The sequence below is a fragment of the Frankia torreyi genome, assembly GCF_000948395.1.
GTDB classification, from domain to species: Bacteria; Actinomycetota; Actinomycetes; order Frankiales; family Frankiaceae; genus Frankia; species Frankia torreyi.
The window spans coordinates 84845-107928 of sequence record NZ_JYFN01000023.1 but is presented as its reverse complement, the minus strand read 5'-3'; the positions used below and the strand labels follow the sequence as shown (position 1 = coordinate 107928).

General features: G+C 74.0%; 20 protein-coding genes and 4 pseudogenes. 7 read left to right on the top strand and 17 right to left on the bottom strand.

Annotated features, from left to right (window positions below; all coding sequences use genetic code 11):
- From FF36_RS15765 to FF36_RS15740, 7 genes and pseudogenes are all read right to left on the bottom strand, one after another.
- Nucleotides 1-298 (bottom strand): annotated as a pseudogene (locus FF36_RS15765) (HNH endonuclease); the annotation flags it as partial.
- A gap of 654 nt (nt 299-952) precedes the next feature.
- A complete protein-coding gene (locus FF36_RS38125; RefSeq protein ID WP_242422541.1) occupies nt 953-1468 on the bottom strand; it encodes an acetyl-CoA hydrolase/transferase C-terminal domain-containing protein in 516 nt (171 codons plus the stop codon).
- Between the two features lie 156 nt (nt 1469-1624).
- Nucleotides 1625-2125: pseudogene (locus tag FF36_RS38120) on the bottom strand (acetyl-CoA hydrolase/transferase C-terminal domain-containing protein); the annotation flags it as partial.
- 59 nt (nt 2126-2184) lie between these two features.
- The gene (locus FF36_RS15755) at nt 2185-3336 is read right to left on the bottom strand and encodes a thiolase family protein (RefSeq protein ID WP_044885815.1); all 1152 of its coding nucleotides are present in this window, start codon (nt 3334-3336) and stop codon (nt 2185-2187) included.
- Nucleotides 3323-3781, bottom strand: coding sequence for a Zn-ribbon domain-containing OB-fold protein (locus FF36_RS15750; protein ID WP_044885814.1), 459 nt, complete (start codon nt 3779-3781; stop codon nt 3323-3325). The genes FF36_RS15755 and FF36_RS15750 overlap by 14 nt, the downstream gene beginning before the upstream one ends.
- 68 nt (nt 3782-3849) lie before the next feature.
- Nucleotides 3850-4914 carry an acyl-CoA dehydrogenase family protein gene (locus FF36_RS15745; protein ID WP_044885813.1) on the bottom strand — a complete coding sequence of 355 codons (1065 nt, stop codon included), beginning with the start codon at nt 4912-4914 and terminating at the stop codon, nt 3850-3852.
- Nucleotides 4911-6008 carry an acyl-CoA dehydrogenase family protein gene (locus FF36_RS15740; protein ID WP_044885812.1) on the bottom strand — a complete coding sequence of 366 codons (1098 nt, stop codon included), beginning with the start codon at nt 6006-6008 and terminating at the stop codon, nt 4911-4913. The genes FF36_RS15745 and FF36_RS15740 overlap by 4 nt, the downstream gene beginning before the upstream one ends.
- 302 nt (nt 6009-6310) lie before the next feature.
- Here FF36_RS15740 and FF36_RS15735 point away from each other — a divergent pair, with 302 nt between their 5' ends.
- Complete coding sequence (locus FF36_RS15735; protein WP_044885811.1) at nt 6311-7378, top strand: Rieske 2Fe-2S domain-containing protein; 1068 nt, start codon at nt 6311-6313, stop codon at nt 7376-7378.
- On the opposite strand, the gene FF36_RS15730 is transcribed toward FF36_RS15735, so the two are convergent.
- The 3 genes from FF36_RS15730 to FF36_RS15720 are packed head-to-tail and all read right to left on the bottom strand — an operon-like array spanning nt 7356 to nt 10724.
- Nucleotides 7356-8570 carry an amidohydrolase family protein gene (locus tag FF36_RS15730; RefSeq protein WP_044885810.1) on the bottom strand — a complete coding sequence of 405 codons (1215 nt, stop codon included), beginning with the start codon at nt 8568-8570 and terminating at the stop codon, nt 7356-7358. The genes FF36_RS15735 and FF36_RS15730 overlap by 23 nt on opposite strands.
- The gene (locus tag FF36_RS15725) at nt 8567-9502 is read right to left on the bottom strand and encodes an LLM class F420-dependent oxidoreductase (RefSeq protein ID WP_044885845.1); all 936 of its coding nucleotides are present in this window, start codon (nt 9500-9502) and stop codon (nt 8567-8569) included. Before FF36_RS15725 ends, FF36_RS15730 begins: the two co-directional genes overlap by 4 nt.
- 4 nt (nt 9503-9506) lie before the next feature.
- A complete protein-coding gene (locus FF36_RS15720) occupies nt 9507-10724 on the bottom strand; it encodes an amidohydrolase family protein (RefSeq protein ID WP_044885809.1) in 1218 nt (405 codons plus the stop codon).
- A gap of 270 nt (nt 10725-10994) precedes the next feature.
- Between FF36_RS15720 and FF36_RS40860 the strand changes: the two are divergent.
- A pseudogene (locus tag FF36_RS40860) lies at nt 10995-11186 on the top strand (TetR/AcrR family transcriptional regulator); the annotation flags it as partial.
- A 487-nt stretch (nt 11187-11673) separates the two neighbouring features.
- Here FF36_RS40860 and FF36_RS15710 read toward each other — a convergent pair.
- Nucleotides 11674-12836: pseudogene (locus tag FF36_RS15710) on the bottom strand (class I adenylate-forming enzyme family protein); the annotation flags it as partial.
- 1 nt (nt 12837) lies between these two features.
- On the bottom strand, nt 12838-13323 hold a 486-nt coding region (locus FF36_RS38115), incomplete at its 3' end, for an AMP-binding protein (RefSeq protein ID WP_242422535.1).
- Between the two features lie 199 nt (nt 13324-13522).
- On the opposite strand from FF36_RS38115, the gene FF36_RS15705 reads away from it, so the two are divergent.
- Complete coding sequence (locus FF36_RS15705) at nt 13523-14743, top strand: CoA transferase (RefSeq protein WP_044885807.1); 1221 nt, start codon at nt 13523-13525, stop codon at nt 14741-14743.
- Here the strand turns inward: FF36_RS15705 and FF36_RS15700 are convergent.
- The 3 genes from FF36_RS15700 to FF36_RS15690 all read right to left on the bottom strand — a co-directional run bounded on the left by FF36_RS15700 (nt 14716) and on the right by FF36_RS15690 (nt 16934).
- A complete protein-coding gene (locus FF36_RS15700) occupies nt 14716-15189 on the bottom strand; it encodes a MaoC family dehydratase (RefSeq protein WP_044885806.1) in 474 nt (157 codons plus the stop codon). The two genes, FF36_RS15705 and FF36_RS15700, sit on opposite strands and share 28 nt — an antisense overlap.
- Before the next feature lie 63 nt (nt 15190-15252).
- On the bottom strand, nt 15253-16440 hold the full coding sequence (locus FF36_RS15695) for a thiolase family protein (RefSeq protein ID WP_044885843.1): 1188 nt from the start codon (nt 16438-16440) through the stop codon (nt 15253-15255).
- The gene (locus FF36_RS15690; RefSeq protein ID WP_044885842.1) at nt 16437-16934 is read right to left on the bottom strand and encodes a Zn-ribbon domain-containing OB-fold protein; all 498 of its coding nucleotides are present in this window, start codon (nt 16932-16934) and stop codon (nt 16437-16439) included. Before FF36_RS15690 ends, FF36_RS15695 begins: the two co-directional genes overlap by 4 nt.
- Nucleotides 16935-17408: 474 nt before the next feature.
- Here FF36_RS15690 and FF36_RS15685 point away from each other — a divergent pair, with 474 nt between their 5' ends.
- The 4 genes from FF36_RS15685 (at nt 17409) to FF36_RS15670 (ending at nt 21144) form a co-directional block, all read left to right on the top strand.
- Nucleotides 17409-18215, top strand: a complete 807-nt coding sequence (locus FF36_RS15685) for an enoyl-CoA hydratase/isomerase family protein (RefSeq protein ID WP_044885805.1) — start codon at nt 17409-17411, stop codon at nt 18213-18215.
- Nucleotides 18212-19435, top strand: coding sequence for an acyl-CoA dehydrogenase family protein (locus FF36_RS15680; protein ID WP_082121950.1), 1224 nt, complete (start codon nt 18212-18214; stop codon nt 19433-19435). Before FF36_RS15685 ends, FF36_RS15680 begins: the two co-directional genes overlap by 4 nt.
- Nucleotides 19432-20439 (top strand): acyl-CoA dehydrogenase family protein, encoded by a 1008-nt coding sequence (locus FF36_RS15675; protein WP_044885804.1) that lies wholly within the window; start codon nt 19432-19434, stop codon nt 20437-20439. The genes FF36_RS15680 and FF36_RS15675 overlap by 4 nt, the downstream gene beginning before the upstream one ends.
- Nucleotides 20440-20517: 78 nt before the next feature.
- A complete protein-coding gene (locus FF36_RS15670; RefSeq protein ID WP_236705797.1) occupies nt 20518-21144 on the top strand; it encodes a TetR/AcrR family transcriptional regulator in 627 nt (208 codons plus the stop codon).
- A 36-nt stretch (nt 21145-21180) separates the two neighbouring features.
- Here the strand turns inward: FF36_RS15670 and FF36_RS15665 are convergent, their stop codons facing one another.
- Nucleotides 21181-22176 (bottom strand): VOC family protein, encoded by a 996-nt coding sequence (locus FF36_RS15665; protein WP_044885802.1) that lies wholly within the window; start codon nt 22174-22176, stop codon nt 21181-21183.
- A 241-nt stretch (nt 22177-22417) separates the two neighbouring features.
- Entirely contained in the window at nt 22418-23065 is a 648-nt protein-coding gene (locus tag FF36_RS15660) for a cysteine hydrolase family protein (RefSeq protein WP_044885801.1), read from the bottom strand.
- Nucleotides 23066-23084 lie beyond the last annotated feature (19 nt).

The window sequence follows — 23084 nt, the reverse complement described above, 5'->3', positions numbered from 1 at the left end:
CGGGCAGACGCTCCAACGCATGCCCGGTCGCCACATGCTCCCGCGCGGTCCGCAGGCCGATCCCGCACCGCCACGACAGCCAGTGCGCGCACGAGACCATCCCCATCCCCGACCAGCCCTCCCGCCGATCGAACGCCGCCACCGCCAGCAGCCAGGCACACGTCGCCGCCGCGATCCGCCCCGCCCACCGGCAGATCACCTCCTCCACCTCCCCCAACGACGCCGACTCCACATCCACCCCCACCAGCACCGACGAGACGAAGGGATCAGCGGAAACAGGGGACACAGGAACAGCCATCATGATCACCGGGCCAGGGGTGTCGTTCGAACAGGACTCGAACAGCATCCCACCCCCCACCGACAAAAACCCAACCAAGATCAACCGGTGGGCAATGGTTACACACCGCCGGGACCGGCCCGCACCCTCGGCCGCGACGCGGAACCTGGGCTCCTAGCCGGCAGCAGACCCGGCAGCAGCGTCCGGAAGCGGCGCCTGGAAGCCAAGCCGGCGACCCAGCCGGCGACCAAGCCGGCACCCCCAAGACGATCTTGGTGTTCCGCGGAACCGCGTCACGGTCATCGCCCGCGCCGCAGGGCGGGCGTATGACTGCGCCGGTTCCGCTGCGGCCGGCGCTGCGCGCTGTCCTCGCCTGTTGCCGGGGCGGGCCGCTCATCCCGGTCTGCGGCTGTGACGCCTCGGTTGTCTCTGCCGATCCGGGTCGGGGTCGATGGGCCGGCGCGAGGGGCGCGCATGGGAACGAGGCCACCCGGGTCCTACTCCAGCGACAAACCGGACACCGCATCCCGAGAAGAACCCGGGTAGGCGCTCTCCCCCGCACCTGGCGCGGAGCACCCGACCCGACCGACAGCCGCCCCCACGACCACGTGACACAGTCATTCAGATTCCGCGGAGCCGGCGCCGGGACTGGAGCCGGGATGATGATCGGGGAGATCAGGAGGTCGCCGGGCGGTCCCAGAGGTGGTGGAGGGCGGCGGCGCGTTCGCGGCGGTCGAGGCCGCGCAGGTCGGCGGTGCCGTGCTCGGTGACGACGACGTCGACGTCGTGGCCGGGGGTGCTCACGGGGGCCGACAGACGCTCGACGAGGGTGGGGCGGCCGCGGTGGGTCGCCGGCATCGCGATGACGGACAGGCCGCCGGGCGAGCGGGCGCCGGCGGCGGCGTAGTCGGCGTGGCCGCCGACGCCGCCGACGGTCGCACCGGGGAAGCCCTCCACGTTGACCTGGGCCTGCTCGTCGAGCTCGATCGCGGTGTTCACCGCGACGAACGGCAGGCCGGTGGACAGCCGGCCCAGGTCGTGGGTGTGCTCGATGGGATGCAGCAGCGGGCGGCCCGCCGCCCAGGCCAGCAGGCCGGGGCCACCGGCCAGGTACGTCGTCACGGGGGTGCCGGCGAGCAGGCCACGGCGGTCGAGGTCGACGACGCCCTCGGGCAGCAGGCCCGAGTCCATGTGCACGGGGGTGCGCAGGGCCTCCAGCACGGCGACGCCGAGCGCCCCCGGGCCGACCTGCAGCCGGGCACCGGCGGGGACGAGAGCGGCGATCCGCTCGGCGATCGCCCGGTGCTCGTCGCCGGGGGCGCTGAACTCCAGCGCGATCGGCGGGGNGTCGGTCTCCCCCACCAGGACGAGCCGGTCGGCGGGCAGCGCCGGGCCCGCGTCGCAGTGCGGGGTGGCGTGGGCGACGACGCCGGCGACGCGGGCGCCGGCGGCGATCGCGGCGCGCATCCACGCCACCTCGGTGCCGAAGGCGTACCCGCCGCCGGGGGCCGGCACGACCGTGGCGACCAGCAGATCCGGGCGCAGCGGGCCGTGCAGCAGCGCCGGCACCGCCGACAGCCGCACCGGCAACGCCCGCACCCGACCGTCGTCCACCGGGCGGCGCAGCCCCCAGCCGGACATCACCGCGCGGACGTCGGCGAAGGCGGCGAGGTCGAGCTCGCGGTCGGCGACGGGCAGCCAGCCGAGCAGCAGCCGCACCCCGCCCGCCGCGGCGGCCGCGGCGGCGAGCTCGCCGGACACCGCGCGCGGCGCGCCGATCCCGTCGGCCAGCGCCACCCGGCTGCCCGGCTCGACGAGCTCCGCCAGCTTCCCGCTCTCGACCCTCACGCCCACGTCCTCACGCCAGCACCGACGCTCACGCCATCACCCTCGCAATCGGGTCCAGCTCAGGTGGACAGGATGGTGACGGCGGCGGTGCCGGGGGCGCCGTAGAGGTGGGCGTAGCCGACCCGCGGGGTGCCGGCGACCTGGCGGTCTCCGGCGCGGCCGCGAAGCTGGGTGACCAGCTCGTGGATCTGACGCAACCCGGAGGCGCCGACCGGCTCCCCGTTGGCGAGCAGGCCGCCGTCGGTGTTGACCGGCAGCTTCCCGCCGATCTCGGTGGCGCCCTCGGCCAGCAGCGTCTCCTGCTCGCCGTCCTTGCAGAAACCGTTCTCGGCCAGGTGGATGATCTCCGAGCCGGCGTCGGTGTCCTGGAGCTGGGCGACGTCGACGTCCTCGGGACCGATGCCGGCCTGCTCGTAGGCGGCCTGCGCGGCGAAGACGGTGGGGCTCGGCGCCGTCTCCAGCGGCAGCGACGGGCTGAGCAGCTCGAAGGCGCCCTCGCGGCGGGAGAACAGGGTGCTGGCGCGCAGGTAGATCGGCTTGTCGGTGTACTTCGACGCCAGGTCCGCGCGGGCGAGCACGACCGCGGCGGCGCCCTCGTCCGGCGAGCAGTACATGTACTGGGTCAGCGGGTAGTTCAGGTACTGCGACTCGAGGATCTGCTCCTCGGTCATCGGGGTGCGCCGCCACGCCCGCGGGTTCGCCGCGCCGTTACGGAACGCCTTCGCCGCCGCCCGGGCCAGCGTGATCGGGGTGATGCCGAAGTCGTGCATGTAGCGGTTGATCTTCATGCCGAAGAAGTGCGTGGTGAGGAACAGGCCGGCCTCGCCGTACCAGCCGGGCAGGCCGGAGACCGACGGGTGGTCGGAGAACGCGCCGCGGGGGTGCTTGTCCAGACCGATGGCGATCGCGATGTCGGCGTCGCCGAGGCGGATGGCGTTCGCCGCCATCGCCAGCGACGTCGCGCCTGTCGCGCAGCCGGTGAACACCGCCCGGCCCGGCACACCGGTCAGGCCCAGCAGCCCGACGATCGCCTCGGGGTTCTTGACCTCCATGCTGCCCGCGTACAGCGCCTGGATGGCCGACCACTCGACACCGGCGTCGGCGAGGGCCTCGATGACGGCGTCCTCGCCCATCTCCAGCGCCGACTTGCCGGGGTAGCGCCCGAACGGGTGCAGGCCCGTGCCGATGATCGCAACGTCACTCGGAGCCATCGCCGTGTCCCTCCTCGGCCCCGACCGGGGCGAACGCGTAGATCAAGGTCTGGTTGCCGTCGGCGTCGGTGCCGAACGGGACGATGCGCAGTTCCATCTCCTGGCCGATGTGCAGCTTGTCGGGGTCGGCCTCGGTGAGCCGGGCCTCGACCCGCAGCGCGCCGGGCAGCTCGATGTAGCCGACCGCGAACGGCTCGAACGTCTTCGGCGTGTCATCGCCGGCGTACGGCGGGGACGGCGGGCGGAACCGCTGGCCGGTGAACGTCCACAGCGTGCCGCGGCGCGGCAGCTCCACCCGCTCCAGCTCCTCGTTGACGCCCCCGACCAGCTTGTGGCTGCGGTACGGGAAGACGATCTTGCCGTCCGACGATCGACCGCCGATCAGGGCGGGTTCCTCCGCCGGCCAGGTGAAAAGATCCTCGGCCAGGGGTACCTGCTGTGCCATTCCCACTCTCCTTCGAGCCTTCGAGCCTGTGCGCGTCGAGCCTGTGCGCGGGTCGAGCGGTCGAGCCGTCAGACAGACGCGCCGGTGACCAGCGCCCACAGCGGTTCGTCCGAACCGGTGCGGACCACCTCGTCACCGAGCAGCCGCTCCCAGCGCCGCTGCGTGCCCTCGTCGTCGCGCCACGACCACAGCCGGCGGGTCACCAGGTGCAGCGGGTACTCCTGGGTGATGCCGATCGCGCCGTGCAGCTGGTGGGTGTCGGTGGCCACCGTCCCGGCGGTCCGGGCGGCCACCGCGCGCACCGCCGCCGCCGTGCCGCGACCGGGACGGGTCACCGCGACGGTGAGCGCCGCGTCGAGCAGGTCGCGCTCGACGGCGAGGCCGGCGACGAGCTGGCGCACCGCGGGCAGCGCCGACAGCGGCCGGCCGAACTGCTGGCGGGTGGTGACGTGGTCCTTCGTCAGCGCGCAGGCCCGCTCGACGGCGCCGGAGATCGCCGCGGCGCGCAGCACCGCGACGCGGTCGAGCACGTCCCCAGCGAGCCCCGCGGGGGCCACGGCGACGCGGTCGGCGGGCAGCCGCACCCCGTCGAGGCGTAGCGTCCCCGACGGCTCGTCGGCCAGGTCGCGTTCGGCTGTGGCGGCTGCGGCGGCGGCTGTGGCGGCGGCTGTGGCGTCGAGGACGGCGACGACGGTGGCGTCGGCCTGCTCGACGACGAGGACGACCGTGGGCACCTCGGGCAGCCAGCGCACCCGCGGGACGGTGCCGTCGAGGACCCAGTCGCCCGCCTCGTCGCCGGCAGCCGGGTCGCGGCGGGCCTCGACGGTGCCGGTGGGGGCCAGCGCCAGCGCGGCGCGCTCGGCGGTCGCGGTGATGGGCAGCCCGGCGGCGGCCAGCGCCCAGGCGGCCAGGCCGGTCTCGATCAGCGGGACGGCGGCGGCGTGGCGGCCGACACCCGCGGCGAGCTCGGCGACCGCGGCGAGATCCCCGCCGGCGCCGCCGTCGTCCTCGGCCACGCCGACGACCGGCCAGCCGAGCTCGGTCAGCAGCGCCCACAGCTCGCCGGGGGCGGTGTCGGTGTTCGCCCCGAGCACGTCGTCGACGACGGGGCGCAGATCGGCATCGAAGATCATCGTGGCAGCTCCGCCCGGCTGATGACGGTGTACAGGACCTCCGACGAGCCGCCGCGGATCGACGCGCCGGGCACGACGGCCAGGCCGTCGACGAGCAGCCGGTGGGCCTCGGCGTCGCCCTCGCAGACGTCGAGGACGTACCGGGCGGTCTCCACGACGTCCTTCTCGAACCGGGTGCCGGCGAGCTTGAGCCCCGCCGCCAGGCGCACCGGCGCCTCGCCCTGGTCGAGGGCGCCGGCGAGCTGCAGGCCGAGCTGGCGCAGCGCGGTCAGGCGCGCGGCCAGCTCGCCGAGGCGCTCGGTCGCGGCCCGGTCGGGATGGCGCGCGACCGTGCGGATCATCGCGGCGAGCACGGGATAGGTGCTCAGGTAGCGCTCCACCCCGCCGCGCTCGAAGGCGAGCTGCTCGGTGACCTGCTTCCAGCCGGCGCCGACCGTGCCGAGGACGCGGTCGTCGGGCACGTGCACGTCGTCGAGGATCACCTCGTTGAAGTGGTGCTCGCCGACGAGGTCGAGGATGGGCCGTACGGTGATGCCGGGGGTGTCGGCGTCGACGAGGAACTCGGTCAGGCCCTCGTGCTTGGACGCCCCCTCGCCGGTGCGGGCGAGGATGTACAGGTGGGTGGCGTGGTGCGCGGAGGTCGTCCACACCTTCGCCCCGGTGATCGACCAGCCGCCGTCGATGGCCGTCGCCCGGGTGCGCACGGCCGCGAGGTCCGAGCCGGCCTCGGTCTCGGACAGGCCCAGGCCGACGACGACCTCGCCGCGGCAGATCTTCGGCAGGATCTCGGCGCGCTGGCCCTCGGTGCCGACCCGCAGGATCGTCGGGCCGATCTGACGGTCGGCCGTCCAGTGCGCGGTGACCGGCGCGCCGGCGCGCAGCAGCTCCTCGGTGACGACGAACCGCTCGGTGTTCGACCGCCCGCCGCCGCCGTACTCGGTCGGCCAGGTCATGCCGATCCAGCCGTGGCGGCCCAGCGCGCGGGTGAAGTCGGGGTCGTAGCCACGCAACCAGCTGTCGTTGCGCGGCACGATGCCGGCCGCGGCGACGAACGCGCGGACCTCTCGGCGCAGCTTGTCGTGGGGATCGGCCATCAGCCGACCTCGTCGCGGACGACGATCATGATGGTTCCTCCGGGTGCGCAGCCGCCGCGGGACGGCGCCCGCACCGATGTCGGCGGGATGCTTCGCACCGCGGCCCGGGGGGTGCGATCCAGCCCGCACATCGTAGTTGACGATTTCGTCAGAAGTAAACCGGTGCGCTGGCCGCCGGGCCGGCGCGGACGGGCCCCGGCGTGCCGCTCGACATCCGCCGGCTTGTCTGGGAATGCCGTTCCCCGTAGGGTGCACTCATTCTGAGAGATCCCGCAGGCCGGGAGAACGCGGAGGTCGCGGCGATGAAACTGCATGGTTTGGACCTGGCGCTGACCGGGTGGTTCCAGGTGGCGTGGTCGGTCGACATCGGCCCGGAGCAGGTCGTCCCGCTGCGGTACTTCGGCCGGGACCTCGTCGCCTACCGGGGCCGCGACGGCGTGGTCCGCGTCCACGACCGGTACTGCCGGCATCTCGGCGCGAGCCTGGCCCACGGCGGCTGCGTCGTCGACGAGGGCATCCGCTGCCCGTTCCACGGCTGGGTGTGGAGCCCCGAGGGACGCAACGTGTCGATCCCCTACCAGGACCGGCCCAACCGCGGCCCGAAGCTGGGGACCTGGACGACGGTCGAACGCAACGAGACGATCTACGTCTGGCACGACGCGGCCGGCCGGGAACCGCTGTGGGACGTCCCCGACGCGCTCGGCGACGCCCCGCACGCGGCGAGCCGGCGTTTCCACCCGGCCGGCGTCGAGGGCCGCCAGCACTTCCGCGACCTGCGCGCCCACCCGCAGATGGTGCTGGAGAACGTCGTCGACCCGCACCACTTCCGGTTCGTCCACCACACCGCGGCCAGCCCGGTGGTGCTCGAGGAGCGGGTGGAGGGAGCGCAGTGGTGGTCGCGGGTCGGCTTCGGCCGCGGCTGGGCGCAGCACGCCCGCGACGCCGAGGGTCGGGTACGCACCGACACCGCGAACACGATCGAGATCCTCTGGTCCGGCCCCGGCGTCAGCGTCAACGTCGAGCACATGGGCGAGGGCGTCCGGGTCATCTCGATCAACACCACGCCGGTCGAGGACGGCCGCACGGAGATCTTCGCGACCTACTGGATCGACGAGCTCGCCGGCGACCTCGCCGACGGGACCTACGAGCGGCGCCTGGCCGACGCCAAGCTGGCGCTACCTGACGACATCGTCATCTGGGCCAACCAGACCTTCCTCGACGCGCCGGCGCTGGCGACCGAGGAGGCCCGCGGGTTCCGCGCGCTGCGAAGCTGGTCCGCGCAGTTCTACCCGGACGCGGCGGTCAGCCCCGAGGCCCGCAGGACTGCCGCCGTGCCGGAGGGAGCTGCTAGAGCTGCAGCAGGGACTTGAGGTTGTCCGACAGGATCAGCTTGCGGTCCTCGTCGGAGAGCACGGCGGCGTCGCGGGCGAAGGCGGCCGGGGTCGGCAGGCCCTCCGGGTGCGGCCAGTCCGAACCGAAGATGATGTGCCCGATGCCGAGGGCGTCCTTGAGCGCGAGCAGGTCGTCCTCGTAGAACGGCGCGACCCAGACGTGCTCGCGGAAGCTCTCCACCGGGTCGACGGCGAACTTCTGCGGGATCTTGCCGTAGGCGTTGCGGATCCGGCGGACGAGGTCGAGCACCCAGGTGGAGCCGGCCTCGATGGTGGCGACCTTCAGCGCCGGGTGCCGCTCGAACACGCCGTGGCCGACCAGCGCCGCGATGGTGTCCTGGATGGGCCGCTCGACGTGGAGCTGCATGATCTCGGGCAGCGGCGTGGTGCGCAGGCCCTCGAAGGCGCCCTCGCCCCACTTCTCGGCGACCCACTCGTAGCCGGCCTCACCGGTGTGGTACGACACGACGATGCCGGCCTCGGCCGCGGTCGCCCAGAACCGGTCGAAGACCGGGTTGCCCGGGGAGCGGGTGATCGCGCCGGCGCGGACCGGGCCCGGCACCAGCACGACGATCCGCGCGCCGGCGTCGCGCACCCGCTCCAGCTCCTTGACGGCCAGGTCGGGGTCGGCCAGCGACAGCACCGGCGTCGAGATGATGCGGTCCTGGTACGAGTAGCCCCACTCGTCCTCGATCCACCGGTTGAACGCCTCGATGATGGCGTGCAGCGCATCGGGCTTGTCGGTGAGCAGCCCCTCGACGGCGACCCCGACCGTCGGCAGCATGATCGTCGCGGCGACGCCCTGCTCGTCGAGCTTGGCGATGCGCGCGTCGCGGTCGGTGTACTCGGGCTGGCTCTCCTGCAGCCTGCCGACGAACGCCGCCAACTCCCGGCCCTCGGTGTTGTTGCTGCGGAAGTACTGCTCGAACACGCCGGGGGCGGCGACGGTCGGGAACGTCGGGTCCGGGTTGGTGGTGTAGAGCTTGTTGTTGATCACCATCCGGGTCCGGCCGTCGGGCGTCTGCAGAATCTTGATCAGCCGCTTGTACTCGGGCGCCAGGTGGCGGGTGAGCGCGTCGGCCGTCTCGTAGTAGTGCTGGTCGGCGTCGTAGAGCGGGTAGCCCAGCGACGGGAGCACGGCCGCGTCGCCGGGGGCTGCCAGGGTGGTCATGAACTCTCTCCTCGTTCTGGAGCGTGGGGGGGCGGGGGCGCGAGGGCCTTGCCGAACAGCTCGATCTCGGCCAGGCAGTCGTCGATGCTGCGGGCGTGCGACTCGACCGACAGGTGCGTGACGCCCGCGGCCGCGTACCCGGGGGCGGCGGCCGCGAGCGACTCGGCGGCGCGCGCCGGATCCCGGCTGACCTGCGGGGTGAAACAGACGTCGAAGGTGGACGGGCGGCCCGCCGCCACGCGCAGCTCGCGCAGGGTGGCGATCCGCTCGCCGATCTCGTCGGCGGCCAGGCTCGGGGTGGTGGTGATCTCCGCCATCTGCGCGGGCTGCTCGAAGGGCAGCCAGCCGTCGGCGACCTCGGCGACCCGGCGCATCGCCGCCTTGCTGTTGCCACCGATCCAGATCGGCGGGCCGGGGCGCTGCGCCGGCCGGGGCAGCATGACGTGGCCCGACGCCGGGAAGTACGGGTCGTCGCGCTCGACGACCTCACCCGTCCAGGCGGCGTGCATCGCGGCGATGGCCGCGTCGAACCGGCCGCCGCGGCCGTCGAACTGCGCGCCGAGCACGTCGAACTCGGGCTTCTGGTACCCGGCGCCCATGCCCACGATCAGCCGACCGCCGGAGAGCAGGTCGAGGCTGGCCGTGGACTTCGCGGTCAGGTAGGGGTTGCGGTAGCCGGCGACGAGGATGAACGTCAGCAGGCGCACGCGCCGGGTCACCGCCGCCATGAACGCCAGCGACACGAACGGGTCGAAGGAGTGGTGGCCGCCGCCGTCGATCCACGCGCTGGACGGGAAGGGATGGTCCGTCGTGGAGACGATGTCGAATCCGCTCTCCTCGGCGGCGACCGCCACGTCGGCGAGGTCACGCTCGCCGATCCACCGCTCCCAGTGCTTCACCGCACGGGTCGGGAACTGGTAGTTGAGCTCCACGGCGTCAGACCGCGACCGGGGTCCGGTCACCGGCGGGGTCGCGCACCGGCAGGCCGAGCAGCCGCCGCGCGTTGTCACCCATGAAGTCGCGGGTGCGCTTCTCGTCCATGCCCTCGGCGTAGGCGTAGTAGCCGCGCGGCTCGGCGAGGCCCTCCGGGTGCGGGAAGTCGGAGCCGAACAGCACCCGGTCCCAGCCGACCGTGGAGATCACGTCGGCCACGGAGCCCTCCCAGAACGGGCTGACCCACACGTTGCGGCGGAACACCTCCAGCGGGTGCTCGGGGAACGCCTGCGGCATCTTGCCGTAGGCGGACTCCAGGTCGTCGAACAGCGGGTGGATCCAGGCGCTGCCGTTCTCGATGCTGGCGACGCGCAGCTTCGGGAACCGGGTGAACGTGCCGTGGCAGATCAGGCTGGTGAGCATGTCGGCGATCTCGCGGTGACCGAGCGTCACCCAGCGGAAGGCACTCATCTCGGTGAAGTCGTTGGAGTCCGGCGGCTCCCACCGGTTGATGTAGTCGTCCAACGGCGGCTGGCTGGAGTGCAGCACCACCGGAATGCCGGCGCGCTCGACGTCCGCCCAGAACGGGTCGAACTCCGGCAGCGCCGGGGAGCGCCAGCCCCGCAGGCCCTTGACCGGCGCCGGCTTGATCAGGACGACCTTCGCCCCGTTCTCCAGGACGTAGTCGAGCTCGCGGCGGGCGTCGTCGACCAGGGCGCAGCTGATGACCGGCGTCATGAACAGCCGGTCGGCGTGGGTGTAGCCCCAGGTGTCGAGCATCCAGCGGTTGAGCGCGTGGATCATCGCGACGACGAGCTCGGGGTCCTCGGCGGCGGAGTGCTCGACCAGGTTCGCCAGCGTCGGGTAGACCAGCGCCTCCTCGACACCCTGGGCGTCCATCTCCACCAGGCGCGGGGCGGGCTCGCGGAACGACGGGCGGGACTCGATGGCCCGTCCGGTCATCTCCCGCAGCGACTGGCCCTCGCGGTTCTGGCCGGAGAAGAACTTCTCCCAGGCACCGGGCGCCGCCACCCGGTCGAACGTCGGGTTCGGGATGTAGTCGGTGATCTTTCCCTTGATCGCGATCCTGGTCGCCCGGCCGACCTGCACGAACTGCACCGCGCGCCGGTAGCGCTCCGGCAGGTGCCGGGTGAGCGCGTCCGGGGTCTCGTACATGTGCTGGTCGGCGTCGAAGATCGGCGCGTCGGTGAACTGCGTCACGGCTGCTGCTCCTCGCTGCCCGGGGGAACTCGCCGTCGGCGTCACGTGCCGTCGACCGTGGGCGACCGGGCTTTCGCCACCTCGGTGCTGTCTCGGGTACTGCTGCGCGAGGCAACAGTAAGCCGACTTGACGAAACTGTCAACTTTGTCGGAACGTAGCTGACACGGACATGTGGGACGCCGCCAGGTCGCTTCAGCCGTCGGCGGGCGCCGGCTTCGACAGGTCCGTCAGACCCGGCTGCGGCGTGCCCTCCTACACTGGAGAGAATCATGGACGACCCCCCTGCCGTCGATGCGGTTGACGCGATTGACTCGGCCAAGACGGCTGATGCGGTCGACGCGGCCCCCAGAACCATGGGCCGCCGCGCGGCTCGCACCCGCGGGCTCATCCTCGACGCGTCCCGCCGGTTGTTCCTGGAGCGCGGCTACGCGGGCACCCGGGTCAACAACATCACCGACGCCTGCGGCATCTCCCGCGCCGGCTTCTACACGTACTTCCGCGACAAGCGGGAGATCTTCGACACCCTGGGCGAGGCCACCTACCACGAGATCCTGCAGGTCATAGCCCTGTGGGAGGCCATGCCGCGCCCGTGCACCCACGCGGACGTCGCAACGTGGGTGTGGCAGTACTTCGCGTTCATGGACCGCCACGGCGCGTTCATCCTGTCCGCCCAGTCCGGTCCCGGCGACCAGGCCGTCGGCAGCGCGCGCACCAAGATGGAACTGCGCGTGGTCTGGCTGCTCGGGGTCCACCTGCGGGGCCGCCAGCGCACGCCGACCGACGCCCCCGAGGCGCTGGGCCTGGCGGTCCAGTCGATGATGGACCGCGCCTGGTACCACTGCCACGGTCAGCACCTGCCGGTCGACGACACCGACGTCGTCGCCACCATCGCCGGGTTCATCATGGCGGTCCTGACCGCCTGACGCCGGCCCTACCGCCCTGTGCCGGTCAGGGCTCGCGCGGCTCGTAGCGGGCGCGCAACTGGGCCTTGGCGACCTTGCCGAGCCCGGTGCGCGGCATGATGTCGATCAGTTCGAGCTGCTCGGGCAGCTTCTGGCGCATCAGCCCGGCCTCGCGCAGCCAGGCCGACAGCTGCGCCAGCGACGGCACCGGCCGTCCGGGCCGGGCGACGACGACGGCGCAGACACGCTCGCCGCGATCGGGGTCGGGCAGGCCGATCACGGCGACCTCGGCCACGTCGGGGTGGCGACCGAGCAGCGCCTCGATCTCCTGGGGGGCGATGTTCTCGCCCTTGCGGATGATGAGGTCCTTCAGCCGGCCGACGATCTCGATGTGGCCGGAGGGGACCAGCCGGCCGAGGTCGCCGGTACGAAACCAGCCGTCGGCGGTGAACGCCGCCCGGGTCGCCTCCGGGTCGGTGTAGCCGTGGCACACACCGTGACCGGAGACCTGCACCTCGCCGACGGCGCCCGGCGCGAGGGCCGCGCCGCCCTCGTCGACGAAGCGCAGCCGGTTGACCGGCACCGGTCGGCCGTCGGTGGCGGCCAGCACGTCGGGCGGGTCGGCGATGGCGGCCACCGCCACCATCGGCACCTCCGTCATCCCGTAGTCGTGCGCGAGCACCGCGCCGAGCACGCGGTCCACCTCGCCGACCAGATGCGGCGGGCAGGGGGCGCCGCCGCCCTTGAGGGAGCGCAGCGTCGGGATCAGCCGCTCGCCCGGGCGGGCGGCGGCGAGGTCGAGCAGCGCGGTGTAGAACGGCGTGCTGCCGCCGGTGGCGGTGACACCGTGCCGGCGGAAGAGCTCCACGGCCTGGTCGGGGATGAACGCCTCGAGCAGCAGGATCGGGAAGCCGGCGGCGAGCGCGGCGATGAGGTACTGGATACCGCCGACGTGGGCGACCGGGTAGCCGACCGCGCCGACCTCCCCCGCCGCCCGGCCGAGACCGCTCAGGCCGGCGAAGGACACCGCGGTGGCGAGCAGCGTGCCGTCGCTGTGGCGCGCGCCCTTGGGGATGCCGGTGGACCCGGAGGTGAAGTAGATCCACCGCACCTCGTCCGGACGATGGTCCGGACGATGGTCCGGACGCGCGCCCGCGCCGGGTGGGTCGGCCTCCGGTGCGTCGTGGCCGATCTCCAGCAGCCGGGGCGNGGGCCCGCCGGCGGCGGCGACCGCCCGGGCGATCGCCGTGTAGTCGGTGCCCCGCCACGTCCCCGGTACCAGGAAGACCTCCGCGTCGACGGCGGCGAGCGCGGCGCCCACCTCCCGCTCGCGGTAGATCGGGATGACCGGCGCCTGCACGGCACCGAGCCGGCGCAGCGCGATCATCACCAGCAGGGTGCTGATCCTCGTCGGGAGCTGCCAGGCCACCCGGGTGCCGGCCGTGACGCCCTCGCCCGCCAGCGCCGCCGCGACCCGGTCGACCTTCGCGTCGAACTCGGCGAAGGTCAGCCGCGCGTCATGCTCGTCGATCAGCATCGGTGCGTCGGGGGTCGCCTGCGCGCGGCGGGCCACTAACCCGTCGACCGTGGGGGCCGTCAGCAGCCACGGCCACCGCTCCGCGGCCCGCGCGAGGTCCACCGCCTCGGTCGCGGCCAGACCGCCCGCCGCGGGCTGCTCGCTCGACACGGACGTCATGACGCGCCTCCTGGGGATTGCGGCGTCCGGCGAGCAGACCGTCGCGCCTCCGGCGGCGCGGCGGGAGTCCGTGGGTGACGGCAGTGCCGGACGGGTGCTCTCCTTGACCAGGGCAACCACATCAAATAGTTGAATCCTCTGTCAACAGGGGGCAGGCTGCCCGCGACGGTCACCGACGGGGCGGAGAAGGAGACACCGGATGGTCCGACGCGATGATGCGAACGTGGGCGGTCCGCTCGCCGGGCTGCGGGTGCTCGACGCCGCGTCCCTGTATGCCGCGCCTCTGCTCGCGAGTCTCCTGGCCGATCAGGGCGCGGACGTGGTCAAGCTGGAGCCGCCCGGCGGGGACGCCTACCGGGCCACCGGGTTCTGGCCGCTGGTCGCACGGGGCAAGCGGTCGGTCGTCCTCGACCTGGCCGACGCGGGCGAGCGGGCGGCGCTGCGGGGCCTGGTCGCCGCCGCCCACGTCGTCGTCGTCAACGAGCCGGCGGCGCGGCTGGCCACCCGCGGACTGGATCCCGACACGATGCTCGCCGTCAACCCGGGCCTCGTCGTGGCGCACGTGAGCGGTTACGGCGCCGACGGCCCCGCCGCGGGACGGCCGGGCAACGGGACGATGGGCGAGGCGTTCGCGGGCCTGACCCACATGACCGGCGACGCGGACGGCCCGCCGATGCTGCCCTCGGTCCCGCTCGGCGACGCGGTGATGGCCTACGCGGGCGCCTTCGGGGTCGCCGCGGCCTGCCACGACGTGCGGGTCAACGGCGGGCCCGGCCGGGTCGTCGACGTCAACCCGGTGGAGGCGATGCTGCACGTCGTCGGCCCGACGCTGGTGTCGGCGGCGGCGGGGGTCGCGGCCGGCGCCGCACCGCCCGGGCGCCTCGGCGGCGGGCTCGCGGGCTCGGCCCTGCGCGACGTGTTCGCCTGCGCGGACGGGGGCTGGCTGGCGGTGAGCGTGTCCACCCCCCGCCAGCTACGCGACCTCGCCGCCGTCGTCGGCGCGCCGGCCGGGACCGCCGGCGGGGAGCTCGGCGAGGCGGTGCGGACGTGGGCGGGCGGGCTCGACCGCGCCGAGGCGGTGGAACGCCTCGCCGCCGCGCGACTGCCCGGAGCGCCGGTCAACACCGCCCACGACGTGGTGACGGACCCGCACCTGCGCCACCGGCAGGCCCTGCGCACGCTGCGCACCCCGGAGGGCGCGACGGTCACCGTGCCAGCGCCCTCCCCACGCACCGCCCACGACCCGGCCACGGGCGGCGCCCCGCAGGCCGGTGTGCTGCCCAAGGCGGGCCAGCACACCGGCGAGGTCCTACGCGAGTGGGCCGCGCCGACCCACGGACCGGCGACCCACGGACCGGCGACCCACGGACCGGCGCCTCACGAACCGGGGGCTCAGGAACCGGCGGCGTCGGCGAAGTAGTACCGGGCCAGCAGTTCGACGACGCAGCCGGGCTTGGCGGAGCCGTCGACGTCGATCGTCACCCGGTTGGTGACCTGGACGGCTCCGTCGTCGAGCTTGCGCAGGTCGATGAGGGTCGCGCGGGCGCGGATGCGCGCGCCCGCCCGCACCGGCGACGGGAAGCGCACCCGGTCCAGGCCGTAGTTGATGCCCATCCGGATGCCCTCGATGGTCCGCAGCTTGTTCATGAAGTACGGCACCAGCGAGGCGGTGAGGAAGCCGTGGGCGATCGTCGCCCCGTACGGGCCGCCGGCGGCCCGTACGGGATCGACGTGGATCCACTGGTGGTCCTCGGTGGCGTCCGCGAACAGGTCGATCCGCGACTGCTCCACGGTGAGCCAGTCGGTGGGGCCGATCTCGCTGCCGAGCGCGGCCTCCAGGTCGGCCGCGCTGCGGTAGATCTCCATCTGGGCGTTCTCCCTCTGCGTCGTGGCGGTGGCGTCGTCCCCGGGTGGATCAGCGGGTGTTGATCAGCGGGTGCTGAGCAGCATCGCGCCGCCGACGGGGCCGCCGCCGACGCCCACCACGGCGACCTCGGGGCTGTTCGGCGCCTGCCGCTCGCCGCCTTCACCCCAGAGCTGCACGCACGCCTCGTGCAGGAAGCCCATGCCGTGCAGCCGGCCGCCGGAGAGCTGCCCGCCGGAGGTGTTCAGCGGCAGCGGCCCGTTCAGGGCGATGCGCTCCCCGCCCTCGATGAACGGCCCGACCTTGCCGTGCTCGGCGAAGCCCAGCGCCTCCAGCCACATCACGGTCAGGAAGCTGAACCCGTCGTAGAGCTGGGCGAGATCGACGTCGGAGGCACGCAGGGTGGTGTGCTCCCACAGGGTGGCGGCCACGTCGTGCGCCGCCATGGTGGTGACGTCGACGCGCTGGTCCCAGGTGGCCCGCTCGAACATCCCGGTGCCGACCGACTCCACCGTCAGCGGGTGGTGCGGCAGCCCGGCCGCGGCGTCGCGCCGGGAGATGATGACCGCGGTCGCCCCGTCGCAGGGCACGTCGCAGTCGAACAGGCACAGCGGCTCGGAGATCATCCGGGCGTTGAGGTAGTCGTCGAGGGTGAGCGGGTCGCGGTAGATCGCGTCCGGGTTGAGCCCGGCGTTGGCGCGGGCGTTGAGCGGGATCGCGGCGAGCTGCTCGCGGGTGAGGCCGAAGTCGTGCATGTAGCGCTGCGCGGGCATGGACAGCCAGTTCGCCGCGGACAGCGCGCCGAAGGGCCCCGTGTACTCCAGGTGCCCCGACACCGCCCCACCGCCGAACAGCACCGACGCCCGGCCGGCGCCGGCCTGCGCGGTCGACTCCCACACCGAGCGGTAGACGACGACGTGGTTGGCCAGCCCCAGGGTGACGGCCATGCACGCCTCGATCGCCGGGCCGATCTGCCCGGCGGTCTCCGTCGAGGACAGGTACCAGCGGCTGCGCAGGCCGAGGGCGTTGCGGACCTCGGTGATGGTGGCCCCGGAGAAGCCCAGGTCCGGCACGCCGGGCCCCGGGTAGCTGGCGATGCCGTCGATGTCGTCGACCGACAGGCCCGCGTCGGCGATCGCCCGGGTCACCGCCTCGATGGTCAGGTCCAGCCCGGTGCGGCCGAGGCGCCGGCCGACCTGGGACTTGCCGGCCCCGGTGATGACCGCCTTGCCGTCGAACGGCCCGCCGCTCATCGCGCACCCCCGACCGTCGCCGCGGCCGGCCGGAACAGCGGCAGCCACACCGGCGAGTCATCCGGACCGGGCTCGGCCGGCCACTGTTCGAAGAACACCTCTACCTCCAGGCCCACGCGCACCTCGTCGAGCGGGACGTCGACGATGTTGGTGATGAGGCGGACGTCCGGCTCGTCGGCGAGCTCCACCATCGCCACCACGTACGGCGGCGGGTAGCCGGGGATCCACGGCTGGCGGTTGATCGTGTAGGCGGCCACCGTCGCCCGGCCGGAGACCGGCTCCGGGCCGACGTCGGTGCTGCGGCAGCGCCAGCACACCGGGCCCGGGGGGTGGAAGAAATGTCCGCAGCCCCGACAGTGGCTGATCAGCAGCCGACCGTCGCGCCCGCCGGTCCAGAACGCCGCCGACTCGGCGGTCGGCTGCGGCAGCAGCCGCCGCTCGGGCCGCACGTACGCCGGGGAACTCGCTGGTGCCGGGGAACTCGTATCCGTCACGCCGCCTCCTCCCACGGCCCCCGGCGCCGTCGCGGTCGACGGCACCGGCCGGGCCGCGCGCTCGTCGGACGGCGCCCTCGATGCCGCCGTCCGCAGGTCCCACAGTGGACCTCGGGGGCGGCTGACGCCGCCACCAGGAGCACCCTAGGAGAACTTGACATTTCCGTCAAACAACGGTCTCATGGCCGGGGTGGCGCACCACCGGTGGCGTTCCCAGGCAGGGTAGCGGGCAGTTGACGGGAGATTCACCCCCGGCGGACGAAGGCCGGCCGGAGGCTTCCCGGACGCCCACCACCCGACGGCTGGGCGCCGGGCCTGGTAGCCCACCCGACGACGCGGCGGCAGCCGGCCGCGGACGCGTCCGCCGCGGCCCGGCTCCGCGCGGCGGGCGGCACGGCAAGCCGCGGGCCCACCGCGGACCTACAGACCTTTCAGACGTATCGCAGGCGCACAGCAGGACCGACAGGAGAACTGATGGACAACCCGTTCGCGCCGGAGCTGCTCATCGAGGAGAGGGGTCCAGTCCGCCTCGTCACCCTGAACCGGCCGGAGGCGCTCAACGCGACGAACGAGGCGCTGCACCACGCCCTGGTCAGGGTGTGGCGGCACCTGGCGGAGGACCCGGGCGCGCGCGCGGTCGTGCTGACCGGAGCGGGCCGGGCGTTCAGCGCCGGCGGCGACTTCCAGCACTTCGTCGAGCTGTGGGAGGACCGTGAGCTGCGCCGCGCCGAGATCGACGGCGCCCGCCGGCTGCTCAACGAGATGGTCGACTTCCCGCTGCCGGTGGTGGCCGCGGTCAACGGCGCCGCGGTGGGCCTCGGCTGCAACCTCGCGGTGTGCAGCGACATCGTGCTGCTCGCCGAGAGCGCGTTCATCTCCGACCCGCACGTGGGCGTCGGGCTGACCGCGGCCGACGGCGGCGCGCCGACCTGGCCGCTGCTCATGGGCATGCTGCGCGCCAAGGAGTACCTGCTGACCTCCGAGCGCATCCCCGCCCACCAGGCCGTCTCGCTGGGCCTGGCCAACCGGGTGGTGCCCGACGCGGAGCTGCTCGACGAGGCGCTGAAGGTCGCCGACAAGCTCGCCGCCCAGCCGCCGCAGGCCGTGCAGAGCACCAAGCGGGCGCTGAACATGCACATCAAGCGGGCCGTGGCCGGCGTGCTGGAGTACGCCCTCGGCGAGGAGTTCGCCTCCTTCGACACCCCCGAGCACCAGGCGCTCGTGCGCAGCTTCCTCGAGCGTTCCAAGGCCCGCGCGGCCGCGGCGGGACGCCCCTCATGACCACCACGGCGGCCACCACCACGACGGCCGCCGAGGCGGCGGTGACCGATCCTGCGGTCCTGCGCGACGACCTCGACGCCTACGCCCGCGGGTTGCGCGCGTGGCTGGCGAGCGAGCCGGCGCTGGACCGGTGGCGCGGGCGGCACTACCCGAACACCGAGGAGCGCATCGCCGACCACGGCCTGCTCATGGGTGTGCTGTTCCGCGCCGGCTGGAACCGCTACGGCTGGCCGGAGTCGGCCGGCGGGCTCGGCGGGGACGAGCGCCACCGCGCCGTCCTCTACGACGGCCTCGCCGCCGCCGGGCTGCCGATCCCCGCGCCGCACCTGATGCTGGAGACCCTCGGGCCGCCGGTGGTGCACTTCGCCCCCGAGCTCGCCGCCGCCTACCTGCCGGCCTACCTGCGCGGCGAGGAGTGGTGGGGGCAGGGTTTCTCCGAGCCGGAGGCCGGCAGCGACCTGGCGTCGCTGCGCTGCCGCGCGCGGCGCGAGGGCGACACCTACATCCTGTCCGGGTCGAAGCTGTGGACCAGCCACGGCGCGACCTCGAGCCGGCTGGTGTGCCTGGTGCGCACCGGCACCCCGGAATCCCGCCACCGCGGCCTGTCCATGATCATGCTCGACGCGGACACGCCGGGCGTCACCATCCGGCCGATCGCGTTGGCCAGCGGCGAGAACGAGCTCGCCGAGGTGTTCTTCGACGACGCCGTGGTCCCGGCGTCCAACCTCGTGGGCGACGAGGGCAAGGGCTGGGCCGTCGCGATGTACCTGCTGCAGTGGGAGCGGGCGATGTACGCCTGGCTCAGCGCCGCCGACGCGCTGCGCCGGCTGCGTGACCTGCGCGGGCAGGTCGCCACCCGGCTCGCCGCCGGCGCCCGGCTGCCCGACGGCTCGGCCGCGCGCCTGGGCTCCGTCTACGAGCAGATCATCGCGCTGCGCGCCCGCAGCGCCGGCACCGTGCGCCGGCTCGCCGCGGGCGACACGGTCGGCCCCGAGGCCAGCGTCGACAAGGTGCTGCTCGCCACCGTCGAGATCTCCCTGTTCGACCTCGCCCGCGACCTGCTGGGCACCGAGTTCGTCCTCGGGGCCACGGACGAGGTCAGGGCCTGGCGCAACGAGTGGTGGTTCTCCCGCTCGGCGACGATCCTCGGCGGCTCCGCCGAGGTCCAGCGCACGATCATCGCCGATCACGTCCTCGGCCTGCCGAAGGAGGCGAAGTGACCACTCCGGGACTCGACGACGCCACCGCCGAGCTGCTGGCGGGTTCCCTGCGCGAGGTGCTCGCCGAGGGCGGCGACCTCACCGCGGCGCTGGCGGAGCTCGGCTGGGCCGACGTGCTCGCCGACGACCCGGCCCGCGCCACCACCCTGCTGTTCACCGAGCACGGGCGGGCGCTGGCCCACTCCCGCGTCCTCGACGACGTCCTGCTCGCCGAGCTCGCCGGCGGTCTGCCCGCCGCGACCGGCCCGCGGGCGCTGCTCTACCCGCTGCACTCCGACCACCCGGCCGACCCGCGCGGGCCGCTGACCGGGCTGCTGCTCGGCGGCCTCGACGGCATCGCCGAGGTCGTCGTCCCGACCGCCCTCGACCCGGCCGACGCGGGCGACACCGCCGGCGCCACGCTGCGGATCCTGCCGGCCGACCTGGTCGCGGCGGCCGCACAGCCGGTGCGCGGCTTCGACACCGCCGCGGGCTGGCTCACCGTCTCCGCGGCGCCGGCGGGACCGGCGGGCCCCGCCACCCCGGCCGGCGACGCGTGGACCCGCGCGGTGGCCGCCGGGCGCCGGGCGCTCGCCGCCGAGATCATCGGTGGCTGCGAGGCGGCGCTCGCGATCGCGGTCGCGCACACCTCGGCCCGGGTCCAGTACGGCCGGTCCATCGCGACCTTCCAGGCCGTGCGCCACCGGCTCGCCGAGGCGCACGTGGCGGTCGAGTCGCTGCGCTCCGAGCTGACGGTGGCCTGGGGCAGCGCGGGGCAGGCCGACGGCGGCGCCTGGGCGGCGCGGCTGGTCAAGCTGCGGGCCGGGCTCGCCCAGGCCGAGGTCATGCGCCATGCCGTGCAGGTCTGCGGCGCGATGGGGCTGTCGCTGGAGAGCGAGCTGCACCGCTTCGTCGCCCGGACCGCCGCGCTCGACCTGCTGCTCGGCGACCACCGCACCCTGGCCGAGCAGCTCGGCACCGAGCTGCTCGCCGGCGCCGAGCTCGAACCGGTCGTCGCGATCTGATCACCGCCGCCGTGGCCGGCGGTCGCCCCGTGCGGCCGCCGGCCACGGCGGCAGGGTCGACGCGCCGAGATGAATGCCATGCAACCGTCCGACACCCCCCGACAGCGCGTCCCCGCCGCGGCGGCGGACCTCGGACCGCGCGCCGCGCGCACCCGTCAGGTCATCGTCGACACCGCCCGCGGGCTGTTCCTGCGCCACGGTTACGCGGGCACCAGCGTCGCCGACATCACCGAGGCGTGCGGCATCTCGCGCGCCGGGTTCTACACCTACTTCCGGGACAAGCGGGAGATCTTCGCCGAGCTCGGGCGGGCCGGATACCAGTCCAGCCTCGCCGTCGTCGCCCGGCTCACCGCGGTGCCCGACGACTGGCCGGCCGCCGCCGTCGAGGAGTGGATCCGGCTCTACTTCACCCATCTCGATCAGCACGGGGCCTTCGCGCTGGCCGCGATGCTGTCCGCGCCGACGGACGCGGCCTTCCGCAACGACTCCCACCGCACGCAGATCCGCGTCGCCCGCAAGCTCGGCGAGTTGCTGCACGCCCGCCAGCGCGATCCCGCCGGCTCGCCGGAGGCGGTCGGCCTGGTCGTGCTCGCGATGCTCGACCGCTGCTGGTACAAGATCCGGGCCACCGAAATCCGGATGGACGAGGCCGACATCATCGCCGAGGCCGCGGCCCTGCTCGTCGCCACGATCCACCCCGGCTGAGCCGGCCCCCGTCCGGCCGGCTGCCCGCCGCCGGGGTCAGGCAGGTTCGGTGGGGCGGCGCACCGCCGAGCGGGGGCGGTCGACGAACTCGACGACGGCACCGTCCGGGTCGTGCAGGAACAGCACCGTGAAGCCGCCGGTCGGCGTGTCCGGCATCGGCATGACCACCGGGTCGTCGACGTCGCCGAGCGCGCCGTCGGCGACGAGCGAGGCGTGCGCCTCGCGGACGTCCTCCACCGCGAGCGCGATCCGGTACAGGCCCTGGACGTTGGCCGGCGGCGTCGCCGTGGCGCCGGCGGGCGCGGGCTGCTGGATGAACTCCAGGGAGAACGTGGGGTCCTCGGGCAGCACCAGCGACGCGGTGGGTCCCGCGGGGCTCTCGCCGCGGTCGCGCACCGTCCAGCCGATCCCGGTGTACCAGGCGATGGTGCGCTCGAGGTCGGTGCAGCGCATCCGCTCGTGGGACAGCAGCGGCAGCCGGCGCGGGTCGCCGGGGGCGGCGGGGATCTCGACGACCTCGATGACGGCACCGTCGGGATCGGTCAGCCGCAGCGCCGGGCGCACGGCGCCGCGGACCGCCAGGCCCTCGGGCACCGGCGTGAATTCGACGCCGGTGGCCTCCAGGCGCGCGGTGATGATGCGCAGGGACTCGACGCGGTAGCCCAGCGCCGAGAACCCGGTGGGCCGCTGGTCGGCGGTGGCGGGCGTGGTGTGCGGCCTGGTCCAGCCGACCAGCTCGACGGCGGGGGCCGAGCGCGGGCCGCGCAGGTCGTAGAGGAACGTGGTGACGCTGGCGGTGCCGGTGCCCAGGCCCATGGTGGCGGTGTCGCCGTCGGTGCTGATCGAACGCATCCGCGGCTCGCCGGCGAACAGCGCCAGGTGGAAGGCGGCGGAGCGGTCGACGTCGACGGTGTTGAGGTTGCAGTGGAGCACGGCGTGGGCGTGGTGGGCCGGGCGGGCCGACTGGGCCGGGTCGCCGGCCGGCGACGGCGCCGGGGCGCCGCTCGCCGTCGACTCGGTGCTGGTGGTCATGGGGCGCCTCCGGGAAGGGGAGCCGGATCGGCCGCGGGGACCACGGCCGGTCCGGCGGTGCGGTCACGTTCGGTAGGGCTACGCGGTGACGCTCGGCGGACCGTCACGGGCCCGGCACCGCGGCCATCGGGCTCCGCCTGACCCTAGCCAAAGTTGACACTTCCGCCAACACTTGTCCCGAACCCGGCTCGGGCTGCCCCGCGGCGTCAGCCCGGCCCGGCAGCTCAGACAGCCCGGCAGCTCAGACGGCGGCGGTGGCGGCGGCCCAGGAGGCGGCGATGTCGTCGACCGTGGTGACGCGGGCGAGCATGGCGATGGTGTTCGCCAGAATCTGCTCGCCGTACTCGGCCGGGGTCGACGCGGCCGCGTCGCGCGGGACGATGACGCGGAAGCCCTCGTGGACGGCCTCCCCCACCCCGAGCGGGATCGCGACGTTCAGCGAGACGCCGGCGATGACGACCGTGTCCACCCGGTGCCCGCGCAGGACCGGCAGCAGCTCGGTGCCCCAGGTCGGCGACAGGCCGTGGTGGCGCGGGATGATCAGGTCGGTGGGGTCGAGCAGGTCGGGCACGACCTGGGTGGCCGGGTGGCCGGGGCCCCAGTCCTTGCTGCTCTGGGCGGCGGTCCGCCACAGCGGCGCGGTCCCGGGGTCGGTGGAACCCAGCCAGCCCTCGAACGTGGCGTGCACGACGAGCGCACCGGCGGACCGCGCGGCGGTCACCAGCCGGCGCAGGCCGTCGCGGATGTCGGCCGAGTCGGCCGCGAGCGCCGGCAGCATGGAGTCCGGGCCGAGCACCCCGTTCTGGCACTCCACCAGGACGACCGCGCTGGTCCGGGGGTCGATCGGCCGCGGGGGGCGCTTGCCCGGAGTGTCGTTGTTTGACATCATCGTCAAACATTAACGCTCG